The following is a 14,630-nucleotide window of genomic DNA, read 5'->3' as shown; positions in this document are numbered from 1 at the left end:
AACAAAAAAGACAAGTCGATTAGGACCTGTCTTGATCTATTAGATATTTAGTGGAACCTGCTTATTCCGATAAAAGCGAGCAGCAAGTTAACCCCGTCTAGCTCCTCTTCCTCCACGCTTGGACTCCGTGTGGCGCTTTAAGGAAGTTAAACGATCCTCACTATCTTTTAAGAATTTTGCCATTTTTGTTTCAAAGTTTTCTGGTCTAGCATTGTTACGATCGTTTGATCTACCTTGACGAGGACGTTGCGAATGTGAGTGCTGTCTTCTCTCTCTTTCCGGCTGTTCAGGTCTATCCTTTGCCTTTTTAATGGATAGGCCAATCTTTCCATCCTTCTCAACATTGATGACTTTTACCTCAACTTGGTCGCCAACTTTAAGATGGTCATTAATATCTTTTACATAGTTGTCTGCAACCTCACTGATGTGAACGAGTCCTGTTGAGCCATCCGGCAGCTCCACAAACGCTCCGAAATTTGTAATCCCTGTTACCTTTCCCTGTAACTTGCTGCCTACTTCAATTGACATAAAAAGAATGTTCCTCCTTAATAATTTAAAAAATCAATCTTACTCTATATTATACAGAAAGAAAAAATTGAGTGTCAATATGACTAAACATTGGTTCATTTTTCCTTCTTTTCGTCTGGGATAGTAAAGATGACTTCATTTTCCTTAGAGAAAAAGAACTCTTTCCTGGCAAATTTAGCAATGTAGTCATCATCATTTAAATTAATAATTTCCTGTTTTAAACTATTCCGTTCTTTTTTTAGATCAGCAAGCTGGTTGTCCACCTGTTTTTTTTGTGCTATTTTGGCCTCGAGCTTAGTGGTTTGGGAAAGAAAACTGGAAATCATCAGGTATGATAGTAAGCCGGCAAAAACAAAAAACACTGAAAGTCGTCTTATAACCTGCTTCTTTTTCCTAGCCGAGGCAATTTCCGCGTACTCCTGCTGGGCAACATAGGTTGTCTGAATCTTGGATACATTTCTTTGGGCTGGCGTTCCCATTCCCTTCCCCCTTTACTCTTTTTTCTTTTTCCATTTATTCCACTTATCTATCCACTTTACAATATAATTCACGATTTCCTTTAATTTTCCTGCCGTTCTATTATATAACTTCTCGACGGATTTTTTAAGACTTTTCGGCAAAAGTTTCCAAAAAATTAATAATATCTTTTGGATAATTATGAGAAGGATTTTAACGATGGACAATAAAACCTTAAAAAGAAATTTGACAAGGGTTAAAAGCCCCCTGCCAATGGAAAGAAGTATGATGATGACCAGTTGGATTAAACCAACGACTGGTTTATACACAAGGAGATGAAAGGTCTTTTTGATAAATTTGGCAATGGAAATAATTGTTTTAATAAAAAACTCAAGTAACCGGAGATAGATCCCCTTAAACAAGCTTTGATAGGCTGCGAATCCACAAATTAAGGCAATAAAAATATAAAATCGTAATTCTCCATTATTAACGAGGAAGAGTGTATAAAAAATAATCAACGCTTGAATCATCCAAAATAATAGATCATTCAAAAAAACAATCCAGCGTTTTTGTTTGGGGCGGTTTAAAAAACGCTGATACGTATCAAACATGGCGCCAAACAGCGACCCCATTCCAATCATCGAAAGCATCGTTAAAAATTGCGTCGAAAGGGTCATCGGAACAACTTGCTAAAGAAGCCTTTAGCTTTCTCCCCGTGCTGCTCATCTAAGTATACTAAATCAAAAACCTTTCCCTTGATGGAGACAATGCCCTTTTCGACATCAAGATTCTTCATTTGCAGGTTTTGCCCTTTAATGGCTAAAAACCCCATTGACGTTTCTAATAAAAATTCCTCATTATCAAAGCTTTCTACTTGTTTAACGCCGGTAATATCAAGCAGCTTTCTTCCCCGCATAATCACATCATGATCAGGAACACTGCTCTTTTGTGGATTGCTATCATAATATTGGCTCATCCTTCATCCCTCACAATCATTTGTACAACCTTTTTGTACATTTTTATGTGGGGATAGGAGAAATTAGAACTTTCATTAATTTAGTGGATTTTCAAATGAACCCAGCCGTTCCTCATTTATGATTGTATACATCTCAGCCGCCTCATCCTTACGAGTGGTTTCCTGAATCCGGTCGATTCTGGCGGTAACCTTTCTTTGCCCGAGGCGAATCGTTAATTCATCGCCCACCTTGACCGTTGTACTGGCCTTAGCTTCTTTCCCATTTACTTCAATTCTGCCTTGGTCGGATACCTCTTTAGCTAATGTTCTTCTTTTTATTAATCTTGAAACTTTTAAAAACTTATCTAGACGCATGCTTCGTCCCCCGTTCTATAATCCTTTTAACTTTGCTTCATCCCAGTACTGATCCAGCTCTTCTAGCGTGTGATCTTCAAACGGCCGGCCGCTCTTTTCCACCATTTCTTCAACATATTGAAACCGGCGCGTGAACTTTTCGTTTGTTTCAAAAAGGGCTTCTTCGGGATGAATCTTTAAAAATCTTGCTACATTAACAAATGCAAATAATAAATCGCCAAATTCCTTTTTGGCTAGCTCGCTGCTTTCTTCAGTTCCATTTAATTCTTGCACAAATTCCTCAAGCTCTTCCTTCACTTTCTCCAAAGCTGGAGTAATTTCCTGCCAGTCAAAACCAACTTTGGCAGCTTTCTTTTGCAGTTCATAAGCCCGGAGCAAGTTCGGCAGTGATTTTGAAACACCTTCCAATATTGTTGACCTTGTTTCACCTTTTTCCTGCCTTTTAATTTCCTGCCAGTTTTGGACTACCTCTTCAGCATTGTCTGCTTTGGCATTACCAAACACATGGGGATGCCTGCGGACCATTTTTGCAGAAAGTCCTTCAATTACATCATCGATGGAAAAATAACCGTCGTCCTCACCAATTTGGGCATGAAGCATCACTTGAAGGAGAACATCTCCAAGTTCCTCAACGAGATGGTCGATATCTTCACTATTGATTGCCTCGATGACTTCATAGGTTTCTTCAATTAAGTACTTTTTCAGGGATTCATGGGTTTGTTCCTTATCCCACGGGCAGCCCTCCGGTCCTCTTAATTCAGCAATAATCTCGCGCAGCTTGGAGAAATTTTTCCACAAGATTTGTTCGTCCTTCACAGGAGGGACATAGACAGAGGTGAGATTATTTAGCGATACATTCCGGTCAAGCTCATACAGCGGGACCTTTTCAATGACTTCCTCTTTGCTGCCAGCTGCCGTCACAATCCATACCTCATAATCATCAGGTAATTTTTCCATTAAGGTTAATTTCACATCGGAGGCGACAAATTGATCATAGACTTGGCTAATCATCATGTGCTGGTTCAAATTCAGCTGACTGGCCCGGAGCATCGTCCCGTCAAGCAGCTGAAATCCATCAACCGGGTCAATTTTTAACGAAGCAAATATGGCATCAATAAAGCTTTGTCCGCCGCCGATGATAATTTCTACACCTTGTTTTGATCCGTTTTCTAAAAGAAGCTGAACAGTTTGCTCGGCGACAAGCGGATGGCCTGGAACCGCATAAATAATGTCTTCCGTTTGTGCCTTTTCCAAAAGAGTCCTTGCGATTTCCTGGTATACCGACTCAAATTGATCATGTTTTTCATAAACGGAATCAAAGGAAGAATAGTTCATCCCTTCTTTTTCTAATTCGTTTACTACAGGATGTTCTTTTGTTCTTAAAAAAAGATGGCTGGCATTCAATAATTTTTTATAAATTCCCATTGGCAGCTGTTCTAAGTCGCCTGCCCCTAAGCCTAATATTTCAATTTTTTTCACCATTTTATCTTCTATCCTTTCGAGCCATTAAATGGAGGAGCTTACTTCCCAATGGAAACAGGGAGAGTTCTTCTTCAAGAAACACGCTTCCTCTAATGATAATTAGTAAAAACAGCAAGCCTCCGAAACTGGCAGAGCTGATTGCTTGAAAAGCTGCCCCTATCCGGCCTAAGTCCAATGAGCTGATAATGAAACCTGATACAATTAAATAGCCCTTTAAAAAAAGAACCATCAAAACTGTTGCCGCTAGCACAGTCCCTAAAAAATGAGAGTTAAACAACGGGATTTTGACCATTCTTTTTAATCTCATAAACAATAGAACACTTATAATGGCTAAGGTAATCAAGGAAGAAAGTGCCGCTCCCATTGTTGCAAACTTGGGGACAAAAATAATATTAAGGAAATACTTCATTGGAAATGCAGATAGGACAACTAATGCTGGAAAAATAAGATTTCCCAGCCCCTGCATAATGGCAATCAGCGTTAAAATAATCGAAGTAAATAAAATTACAAATCCTAGAGTTCCCAAGACAGCTGAACCCGCTTCATTCTCAAACAGCATGGTGTTCGTCGGTTCAATGATGGCCCATAAACCGGCAGAGGCGCCAAGACCAATGACGATGCTAACCTTGATGGCCAGTTTTATTTTATGATGTAAAAATTGTGGTTTATGCGTCATACGCTCCTGTGTTATCATGGGAACCAATGTTAAGGACATCGCGGTAGCCACGGTTGTTCCTAACTGAATTAAAGGCTGACCGCGGTCAAATACTCCTTTTAACCCTTTCGCGATATCTTGCTCGATTCCACTAGAAGTAAGTAAAGAAAACAGATTCAAAGAATCGCCTAATTGGAGGAAAATTAGCAGCATTCCGCTCAAGCAGATGGTCAGACCCTGAAAAAGCAGCGACTTAAAAATCTTTTTTGCATCTTCAGTATAACTTTGGAATATTGCCTTTTTGGGCGCTATCCATTTCCATTCTTTACGAATCCATAAAAACATAAACAGAATAATGGCTGAAATCAGACTACCGGTAATAGAGCCAAACATTGCTCCGCCGCCAACAAGATAAAGAGAGTATCCCTTTTGCATAAACAAGTAGGATAAAAGGATAATTGTAAGTACCCTCGTTGTTTGTTCTCCTACCTGGGATAGAGCTGTCGGCACCATGTCGCCGATTCCTTGATAATAGCCCCTGAGGAGCGAAACAAATGGAAAGGTTAAAAAAACAATCGCAACTACCCTTAATAGGATGGATAAATGAGGATCATTCATCCATAAGGCGATTTGATTCGCCCCTAAATAAAGGACAAGGAAGCAGACAAATCCGAATAACTGTAAATAAATAAACGATATAAGCAAAAGGAGCCGGAATTTTTCATCGTCCCCTTTTGCTTTTTGTTCTGCATAAAGCCTCGAGATCACTACTGGAAAGCCTGTAGTTGACAGGACCATGGCGATCCCATAAAACGGGTATACTTGCTGATATATGTAAAAACCAATATCGCCGACAATGTTCTGAAATGGAATCCGGTAAAAAGCGCTTAGTATTTTGGTTATGATGGCTGCAATGGTTAAGATAAAGGCCCCTCTAAATAAAGTTTTTGAAGGGTTTACGGACTTCGAATTCATTAGTTCACCTACTATAAACAAACTCGACAGTAATTATAGCACAGTGGGGCTTGTTTTATGCTAATAAGAAAAGCGGAAGCGCCTTCGGAACAAGCAGAGCTTGTTCCTGCGATGAATATTCTAAGGAAATTAATACTTTCTAATTAAATAAAAAAGACAGCCGATGCTGCCTTTTTAATTGAAAGTATTATGACTCCATTTGTCTTGCCAGGAATCCTGCCGCTGTTTCTACAGCTTTTTGTTCTACTTCACCAAGAGAGCCTTCTTTGGAGTAGATAATGACCGCTCCAATTGGATCTCCATTTGCTATAATCGGTCCAATGGTATACGATGATACAGTTTCATCATTGCCATCGACTAAAGCAATTTCACCTTGCTGGTTAACTAGGACTGAATTACGTTCTTCCATTGTTTTTTCAACTAAATCACTAATATTTTTATTTAAATAATCCTTTTTGGAACCGCCTGCTACTGCAATGAAGGCGTCTCTATCACAAATTAAAATTGGGTTACCGAGGCTATCAAATAGGGCTTCTGCATATTCTTTGGCAAAATCGCTTAATTCGCTGATTGGTGAATACTTCTTTAATATAACTTCTCCATCCCGATCAACGAAAATCTCTAACGGATCCCCTTCACGGATACGTAAGGTTCTGCGTATTTCTTTAGGAATTACAACACGACCCAAATCATCGATTCGACGAACTATTCCAGTTGCTTTCATCCAATGTTGCCTCTCTTTCATCTGATGATTTTTCAACTTGGTGAAGACTCGCGTTTCCTTTAATAGCAATCATCACCAACTTTGAACTTAGTATCTTTCAACTGGAAAGTTCTATACACAATCGACATATAAATTTCACATTTACAGGAAAATTTCCCAAAGAGAATGGGATGAGAATAAGAGAAATTGTATTAAATGGTAAAAATAGGTCTTGATTTAAGAGAATTTTTGAGGGTCTGGGTTTCCAAGTGTTTTATGAGGACAGGTTTTGCTTTTACTAACTGGGATTTGTCCTCATGAACGCTCTATGAGAACAGGTTCTGCTTTTTCTAAATGGATCTTGTCCTCATGAACGCTCTATGAGGACAGATTCTGCTTTTACTAACTGAGATTTGTCCTCATGAACGCTCTATGAGGACAGGTTTTGCTTTTACTAACTGGGATTTGTCCTCATGAACGCTCTATGAGGACAGATTCTGCTTTTTCTATATGAATTTTGTCCTCATGAACGCTCTATGAGGACAGGTTCTGCTTTTTCTAAATGGATTTTGTCCTCATGAATGCTCCATGAGGACAGGTTCTGCTTCTTCATTATGAATTTTGTCCTCATGAACAATCCATGAGGACTCTTTTTAATTCACCGGATTTTCCTGCTCTCTTTTAGCAGTTGGAATCGCTTTTATCATTTCAAAAGCAATGTTCAGCCACTCGGAAGTTTCATATTCTTTCGTCTTGATCATAATTTTTAATTTTTGGCCTTCCATTCCCGGTGTGACATTCCGGCCGAATTGATTGGCGATTCTGAAAAGCTTGCTTCCATCAATGGTGTTGGTAACCTTTTCGTTGATTAAGATGGTTACATCTTGTTTGATCTGCTTAATTTGCTCGATACCGCTTAGTGCAGCATAGATCTTCATTTCAGCAATTTGGAAAAGGTAAGAAACCTCATCCGGATATTCGCCGAAACGGTCCAGCATTTCTGACTGGAGCTCTTCAATATCCTCAAGCGCTTGGGCGCCCCTAAACCGCTTATACATCTCTATCTTTTGATGGCCATCCTTAATATACGCATCCGGAATGTAAGCATCAATCTCAAGATCAATTTCCACATTTGTTTTTACCTCTGCGGAAACTAGTTCACCTTTGCGCTCCTCAATCGCTTCCTTCAGCATTTGCGAATATAAGTCAAACCCTACTGAATCAATGAAGCCGTGCTGCTGGGCTCCTAATAAATTACCGGCCCCGCGGATGGATAAATCACGCATCGCGATTTTAAAGCCAGAGCCTAATTCAGTAAATTCCTTGATTGCTTGCAGGCGTTTCTCGGCCACTTCCGTTAGCACCTTATCCTTGCGGTAGGTAAAATAGGCATAGGCAACGCGGTTTGACCTGCCAACACGGCCGCGCAGCTGATAAAGCTGGGACAGCCCCATGCGGTCGGCATCAAAGACAATCAGCGTATTCACATTTGGAATATCGACCCCTGTTTCAATAATCGTCGTACTAACGAGCACATCAAATTCCCCGGCTAAGAAACTAATCATCACTGATTCCAATTCATTTTCCGTCATCTGGCCATGTGCACAGGTTACACGCGCGTCCGGGACAAGCATGGAAATTTCCTCTGCCTTCCGTTCAATGTCTTCTACCCGGTTGTATAAAAAGTAGACTTGTCCGTCGCGGGCTAGCTCTCTTTCGATTGCTTCTCTGACCAATGATCCATTGTACTCCATGACATAAGTCTGGACAGGGAATCGATTCTCCGGCGGCGTCTCGATGACTGATAAGTCGCGGACACCGAGCATCGACATATGCAGCGTCCTTGGGATTGGCGTTGCCGTTAACGTAAGGACATCGACATTGGTTTTTAACTTCTTAATTTTTTCCTTATGGGTAACACCAAATCGTTGTTCCTCATCGATAATTAACAGCCCTAAATCTCGATAGACAATATCCTTTGATAACAAGCGGTGGGTTCCGACGACAATGTCACATGTGCCAGCCTTTAGGCCTTTTATGGTATCAGTCTGTTGTTTTTTCGAGCGGAAACGGCTTAACAGGCCAATATTGATCGGATAATCTTGAAATCTTTCCCGGAGAGTTTCAAAATGCTGCTGCGCCAAAATCGTTGTCGGCACAAGGAACGCAACCTGCTTGCCATCAGCTATCGCCTTAAAAGCGGAACGGATGGCGACCTCTGTTTTTCCATAACCAACATCGCCGCACAATAAGCGATCCATTGGCCGTGACCGTTCCATATCCTTTTTAATCTCATGAATCGAGCGCAATTGATCTTCCGTTTCTTGATACGCAAAGGAGGTTTCAAATTCTCTCTGCATATCACCATCCGGTGTAAAAGCATATCCAACGGCCGCTTCCCGTTCCGCATACAGCTTGATTAAATCGTCGGCGATATCCTGAACCGAGGATTGAACCTTTTTCTTAACCTTCTTCCAATCAGTCCCGCCCAGTTTATAGATTTTTGGCTCTTTTCCTTCTGAGCCTACATACTTCATGACCTGATCAATTTGTTCAACCGGAACATATAGTTTATCTGTCCCCTGATAACGAATATGGAGATAATCCTTATGAATTCCGTTAATGACCAGTGTTTCAATTCCTAAGTACTTGCCAATTCCGTGATTGACGTGAACAACATAATCGCCAATTCTAAGCTCGGAATAACTTTTGATTCTTTCAGCATTTGATAGCTTTTGACGGCTGGCGGACTTTTTCACCCGTTTGTTAAAGAGTTCTTCTTCTGTGATGACGGCAATTTTTTGAATTGAAAGCTCAAAACCTGATTGAAGGTTCCCTTTCATAATCTGAACTTTTCCAGGGAGCAGCTGCTGATCTCCCTTTATAATGCTGGCATCAATTTCATAATCCTCTAACACTCGCTCAAGCTTTTTGACCCGTTCTTCGTCTGGTCCTAAAAATAAAATAGAATAATTGCCTTTTTTCCAACGGTCAATCTCTGCCTTTAACACATGCATTTGTCCATGAAAGTTTTGCATTTGCTTGCAAGAGATATTAATAATATTCTGCGGACTAGTATTGGCTACATGCCGTAAAAACAGGGACATGTACAGGATTGGAAAATCCTTTTTTTGCAGCATCGACTGCAAATCATGAGAGATTTGTAAATCATGAATGATTTGACCTTCACTAAGCAGAGAGGTGTACCATTCAGCCTCCTCTTTAACAAGGGAGTCGTTCATCTCTTGAACCCTGCTGATTTCATCAATAAATACCAATCCATTACTTGGCAGGTAGTCTAGTAAACTATTAGGCCTGTCATACGCCAGCGAGAGGTATTTGAAGACTTGATCAGGCTTATGGCCATTTTTTAATTGCTCCAGTTCGAAACTGATATTTTGCGATAACTGGATTTTTGCTTTATCATCTTTTAATTTTTTAAGACTTTTGGATAAACCATCTTCCAATTTGTCGATAATTCGGCTATAATCCTTTGCTTCTAGCAATACCTCCGTTGCCGGACCAATCAGAATCTCCGAAACCTTCTCTTTGGAACGCTGATCCTCTAAGGAGAAATAGCGAATCGAATCTATCTCTGTATCAAATAATTCAATTCGGAGCGGATTCGTTTCGGTAAGCGGATAGATATCAATAATTCCGCCTCTAACACTGAATTCCCCTGGTGTCGTGACCATTTCAGCCCGAATATAGCCCATTTGGACAAAGGTATTTAACATTTTATCAATATTTAAATCTTCGCCTATTTTTAAAGATAGCTGGTATTCCTTCCATAACGACTTGGGTGGAAGGATTTTCTTTAACCCGGAAATCGGGACAATTAATATGCCTTTCTGCTGCTTGCTCCAGTGATTTAAGGCCTCAATCCGCTGCGCCTTTAATTCTGGACTGGCAATGCTCATTTCAGCGGCAATCAATTCATTAGCCGGAAAAAGAAACACTTCTTTCTCACTTAATAGATTTACAATATCATCATAGAGTTTTTGGGCTTGTAATAGATTGTGGGTAACGAGCATAATCGGCCGTTTCAATTGTTCATAGACCGAAGCCGTAAGGACCGTCCTGGATGAACCTGATAATCCGGCTATCAACTGTTCCCTTAAGCCCTCTTGCACACCGGCGATGATGGAGTGTACATCTTCCTGCTTCAGGAATAATGACTTTAAACCGTTCAAGGTTTCTCCTCCCTTCTTAAAAATATTTATGTTTCATTACTAGAAAAATATAAATAGAAAAACGCTTTGGAGTAGCATCCAAAGCTGGTTAATGAATAAGGTAATCGTATTGATGGTAGTCTGGATTCCGTTCTAAAGCCTCCTGACAGTCCTCACAGATAGCCGTGATATGAATATCGCCAGATGCATCATATGCAACCATATCAGTTCTTTCCTGATCCGTTAATTTATGAAGACCAAGGGATTCTGAGTGTATAGATGCTTTATCAATGGAACCAAGGTTCGTACCACAATGCCGACAATGGTAATGGATGGCCACACATGTCCCTCCCTAATCTACGATTCCCTTCTAGTATTAACCTGATAGGAGGAACTTATTCAACTAGTTTCTTATGCATTTTATTCTATGACATATTGGCTCGTATCATGAATACTTACTGATTATATTCATTCATCACCTGTAAGAAAGGCTTCTCGAGCCACACTTCGCAAGCCTCAGAACTTTTTTTCACAGCTTCCTGTGTCAAAGGCCTTTCATCCTGACGGAAACGTCCTAAAACATAATCCGGAACGCTCATTCCCGGCTCAGGGCGGTCAATTCCAATTCGTATGCGGTTGAACTGCTGCGTGCCCAAATGGGCCACAGTTGATTTAATTCCGTTATGTCCGCCAGGGCTTCCTTTTTGACGCAGTCTGATTTTTCCGACGGGCAAATCGAGATCATCATAAATAACTAGCAGATTCTCTAACTCGATTTGGTAATAGTCCATTACAGCTCTGATCGACTCTCCAGATAAATTCATGTATGTAAGAGGTTTTAAGAGAAGAATCTTTTCTCCTTTATGAAAACCAATCCCATATAATCCTTTAAATTTGGATTGATTAAGCGGTATATTCATTTTGCTTGATAAGGCATCAATGACTTCAAAACCGATATTATGCCTTGTTTGGTCATACTGTTTCCCCGGGTTTCCTAAACCAACAATTAATTTCATAGGTGGTCCCTCCTCTTTTGGTTTAGCCAACCTTTTAAAAAAATTTCGGAACATAGCTATCTCCCATAATATAATATATTTTCTATGGAAATGCGATAAAGACGTAACCAAGGATAGGTTACGTCTTTCTTTCTATTCTTCTCCAACTGGAGTGGTTTCTCTTCCTTCTTCATTATCAGGGTGGCCGCCCTCTTGCTGCTCCCCAGCATTAATTTCCTCTTCGGCCTTAGGAGGCAGGATAGACGCAACGACTTCTTCATCCTCGTTGTTAATGCTGAAACCACCTCCCGATGGAATATCGCCAACAGTTATGTTTTCGCCGACCTGTAGGTTCGTGATATCGACTTCAATTTGCTGTGGAATATTATCAGGGGTTGCCGTGATTGAAATTTCATGAAGCGGCTGCTGAAGGACCCCTCCATCCTTTACTCCGATTGCTTCACCTACAAGAGCAAGTCTTACATTAACGTTGATCTTGGATGATTTATCTACTGCTAAGAAATCAACATGAAGAATTTCTTTTTTAATAAAATCCTCTTGATAATCGGTTAAGATAACATCCTGTTTGCTGCCCTCAACATCAAGTGAAATGACCCCATTACGGCCGACAGCGCGGATTGTCTTCGTTAAATCAGCTGAACTGACATAGACAGGCTTGCTATCCACTCTTGCTCCATAGATGACCGCAGGAATGTTCCCATTATCTCTGATTTTCCGTAATGCCGAATGGCGGAGTTCTTTCCGTTCTTTTGCTTGTAAAACAGTACTCATGAATTGTCACCTTCCTATTTTGGATAAAACATTCTATATAAAATTGCCCTAAAATAGGAAGGACTAAACATTTTTTTGCAAAAAATAACACTTATAGCGAAGAAGGACCTGACCCAAAAAGTCAGATCCTAATTATGGCCTATTAATCAAATAGGGTACTTACAGATTGTTCTTCGTGGATACGGATAATCGCTTCCCCAATTAACGGTGCGACAGATAAATTAATGATTTTATCGGTCTTTTTCTCTTCTGGTAGAGCAATAGAGTTAGTCACCACTAATTCCTTAATTTTTGAATTTTGGATTCTTTCAATCGCTGGGCCTGAAAGGACAGGGTGTGTACAGCATGCATATACTTCCAATGCACCATTCTCTACTAATGCGTTAGCTGCCAATGTGATCGTTCCTGCGGTATCAATGATATCATCAATTAATATCGCTACTTTCCCTTCAATATTACCAACGATATTCATAACCTCAGCCACATTCGGTCTTGGACGGCGCTTGTCAATAATCGCAATTGGTGCTTTTAGACGTTCAGCCATTTTTCTGGCTCTTGTAACCCCGCCATGGTCCGGTGAAACAACAACAATATCACCGTTTAATTCTTTATTTGAAAAATAATCTGCTAAAATAGGTACACCCATCAAGTGATCAATCGGAATGTCGAAGAAACCTTGAATTTGTGGTGCGTGTAAATCTAAGCAAAGGACACGGGTTGCACCAGCTGTCTCAAGCAGGTTTGCAACAAGCTTCGCCGTGATTGGCTCGCGGGAGCGCGCTTTACGGTCCTGACGTGCATAGCCATAATAAGGCATTACGATATTAATCGTTTTCGCTGATGCTCTTTTTAGGGCATCAATCATGATTAATAATTCCATGATATTTTCATTCACTGGTGAACTGGTTGACTGAATAACATATACATCACAGCCGCGGATACTTTCCTCGATATTGATCTGAATTTCTCCATCACTGAATCTTGTTACCGAGCTCTTTCCAAGCTCGACACCAATTACTTTTGCAATTTCTCTTGCAAGCGGAAGATTTGAATTTAAACTGAATACCTTTAAATTTGGATCTAAATATTGATTTGACATGAGGGCCCTCCTGGAATCATTCGCTTATTTCTTTAAGTTAAGCTTTGCAACGTAATTTTCTTTATTCACTTGTTTAGCACGGGCAATGGATAAAGCCTCGCCTGGTACGTCTTTTGTAATCGTGGATCCGGCAGCTACATAGGCTCCTTTTCCAATCGTGACCGGGGCAACAAGATTGGAGTTGCAGCCAATAAAGACTCCATCTTCAATTTTGGTTAAATACTTATTTTTTCCGTCGTAATTCACTGTAATCGAGCCGCAGCCGATGTTTACATCACTGCCGACTTCGGCATCGCCGATATAGCTTAAGTGTGAGGCTTTGCTTCCTTTTCCGAATACAGCCTTCTTAATTTCGACGAAGTTTCCGATTTTTACATCGTCATCAATATTTGAATCAGGGCGAATGTGAGCAAATGGTCCAATATTGACGTGGGAACCAATCGCGCTTTTAAAGGCTGCTGATTGACGAATGACCGTTTCATCCCCAATTTCACACGTGTCAATTTCTGTGTTTGGTCCAATTTTACATTCCGCACCGATAATGGTTTTTCCTGTTAAAATAGTGCCAGGATAAATAATGGTATCCTGACCGATTTCAACATCCGTTCCAATGTAGGTGTTGGCAGGATCTATGATTGTCACCCCATTGCGCATATGCATCTCATTCAGACGAGTTCGCATAATTCGCTCTGCTTCCGACAAGGCAACCCGGTCATTGACGCCCAGCGTTTCTTCGATTGTCTCCGTTTGAAAGGCTGTAACAATTTCACCTTGTTTTTTCAGGATTTCAATGACATCTGGTAAATAGTATTCTCCTTGTACATTGTCATTAGAAACATTTTTTAATGCTTCAAAGAGAGCAGCATTGTCAAAACAGTAGGTTCCTGTATTGATTTCATTTACTTTACGCTCGTCTTCCGTAGCATCTTTATGTTCGACAATTTTCTCAACAAGGCCTTTTTCATTCCGAATGATTCGGCCATATCCTGTTGGGTCGTCAATTCTAGCTGTAAGGATCGTTGCTTTGGCCGCTAAATCTTCATGGTGTTTAAACAAGGACTCCATCGTTTCAGCCTTAATTAACGGGGTATCACCACACACAACGATGGTAACGCCTTCTTTTCCTTCCAGCATGCTTGCAGCCTGCATAACGGCATGTGCTGTACCTAATTGCTTCTCCTGAAGTGCATAATGGCTCCTGCCGCCTAACTGGGCTTTCACCATTTCCGCTCCATGTCCAATGATGGTGACCATTTCCTGGACATTCAGCTTTTCCACATGGTCAACCACATGCTCGACCATCGGTTTACCGCAAACTGGGTGTAATACTTTATAAAGCTTAGATTTCATCCGCGTTCCTTGTCCTGCGGCCAAAATCACAGCATAACGATTGGGCATGTTCAAGTCCTCCAATGTAACCTTTTTATCCACTAAAAATATTAA

14 protein-coding genes are annotated in these 14,630 nt (G+C 40.6%); all 14 read right to left on the bottom strand.

Features of this window, described 5'->3' with window-relative positions:
* Positions 1–87: 87 nt before the first annotated feature.
* The 14 genes from AC59HZ_RS29835 to glmU all read right to left on the bottom strand — a co-directional run bounded on the left by AC59HZ_RS29835 (position 88) and on the right by glmU (position 14,585).
* Positions 88–528, bottom strand: coding sequence for a S1 domain-containing RNA-binding protein (locus AC59HZ_RS29835; RefSeq protein ID WP_289989718.1), 441 nt, complete (start codon positions 526–528; stop codon positions 88–90).
* Positions 529–623: 95 nt separating this feature from the next.
* Positions 624–1,007, bottom strand: a complete 384-nt coding sequence (locus tag AC59HZ_RS29830; RefSeq protein WP_496549345.1) for an FtsB family cell division protein — start codon at positions 1,005–1,007, stop codon at positions 624–626.
* Between the two features lie 12 nt (positions 1,008–1,019).
* Positions 1,020–1,661: a spore cortex biosynthesis protein YabQ gene (gene yabQ / locus AC59HZ_RS29825; protein WP_496549344.1), complete on the bottom strand. Its 642-nt coding sequence runs from the start codon at positions 1,659–1,661 to the stop codon at positions 1,020–1,022.
* Complete coding sequence (gene yabP / locus AC59HZ_RS29820; RefSeq protein WP_496549343.1) at positions 1,658–1,960, bottom strand: sporulation protein YabP; 303 nt, start codon at positions 1,958–1,960, stop codon at positions 1,658–1,660. Before yabP ends, yabQ begins: the two co-directional genes overlap by 4 nt.
* A 75-nt stretch (positions 1,961–2,035) precedes the next feature.
* Positions 2,036–2,314 (bottom strand): RNA-binding S4 domain-containing protein, encoded by a 279-nt coding sequence (locus tag AC59HZ_RS29815; RefSeq protein ID WP_496549342.1) that lies wholly within the window; start codon positions 2,312–2,314, stop codon positions 2,036–2,038.
* Positions 2,315–2,329: 15 nt separating this feature from the next.
* Positions 2,330–3,796: a bifunctional methyltransferase/pyrophosphohydrolase YabN gene (gene yabN, locus AC59HZ_RS29810; RefSeq protein WP_496549341.1), complete on the bottom strand. Its 1,467-nt coding sequence runs from the start codon at positions 3,794–3,796 to the stop codon at positions 2,330–2,332.
* A gap of 1 nt (position 3,797) precedes the next feature.
* A complete protein-coding gene (locus tag AC59HZ_RS29805) occupies positions 3,798–5,426 on the bottom strand; it encodes a putative polysaccharide biosynthesis protein (RefSeq protein WP_496549340.1) in 1,629 nt (542 codons plus the stop codon).
* 187 nt (positions 5,427–5,613) lie between these two features.
* A complete protein-coding gene (gene spoVT, locus AC59HZ_RS29800) occupies positions 5,614–6,150 on the bottom strand; it encodes a stage V sporulation protein T (protein ID WP_289989730.1) in 537 nt (178 codons plus the stop codon).
* A 632-nt stretch (positions 6,151–6,782) separates the two neighbouring features.
* Positions 6,783–10,322, bottom strand: a complete 3,540-nt coding sequence (gene mfd, locus AC59HZ_RS29795; protein ID WP_496549339.1) for a transcription-repair coupling factor — start codon at positions 10,320–10,322, stop codon at positions 6,783–6,785.
* An 88-nt stretch (positions 10,323–10,410) separates the two neighbouring features.
* Complete coding sequence (fin, locus tag AC59HZ_RS29790) at positions 10,411–10,641, bottom strand: anti-sigma-F factor Fin (RefSeq protein WP_496549338.1); 231 nt, start codon at positions 10,639–10,641, stop codon at positions 10,411–10,413.
* 115 nt (positions 10,642–10,756) lie between these two features.
* On the bottom strand, positions 10,757–11,317 hold the full coding sequence (gene pth / locus AC59HZ_RS29785; RefSeq protein ID WP_496549337.1) for an aminoacyl-tRNA hydrolase: 561 nt from the start codon (positions 11,315–11,317) through the stop codon (positions 10,757–10,759).
* Between the two features lie 132 nt (positions 11,318–11,449).
* The gene (locus tag AC59HZ_RS29780) at positions 11,450–12,088 is read right to left on the bottom strand and encodes a 50S ribosomal protein L25/general stress protein Ctc (protein ID WP_496549336.1); all 639 of its coding nucleotides are present in this window, start codon (positions 12,086–12,088) and stop codon (positions 11,450–11,452) included.
* 142 nt (positions 12,089–12,230) lie between these two features.
* Positions 12,231–13,187 (bottom strand): ribose-phosphate diphosphokinase, encoded by a 957-nt coding sequence (locus AC59HZ_RS29775; RefSeq protein WP_430072537.1) that lies wholly within the window; start codon positions 13,185–13,187, stop codon positions 12,231–12,233.
* Positions 13,188–13,211: 24 nt separating this feature from the next.
* Positions 13,212–14,585 carry a bifunctional UDP-N-acetylglucosamine diphosphorylase/glucosamine-1-phosphate N-acetyltransferase GlmU gene (gene glmU, locus AC59HZ_RS29770; protein WP_496549335.1) on the bottom strand — a complete coding sequence of 458 codons (1,374 nt, stop codon included), beginning with the start codon at positions 14,583–14,585 and terminating at the stop codon, positions 13,212–13,214.
* Positions 14,586–14,630 lie beyond the last annotated feature (45 nt).

The organism is Neobacillus sp. DZ-9, from assembly GCF_059587065.1.
This window is presented reverse-complemented; position numbering and strand designations above follow the sequence as displayed.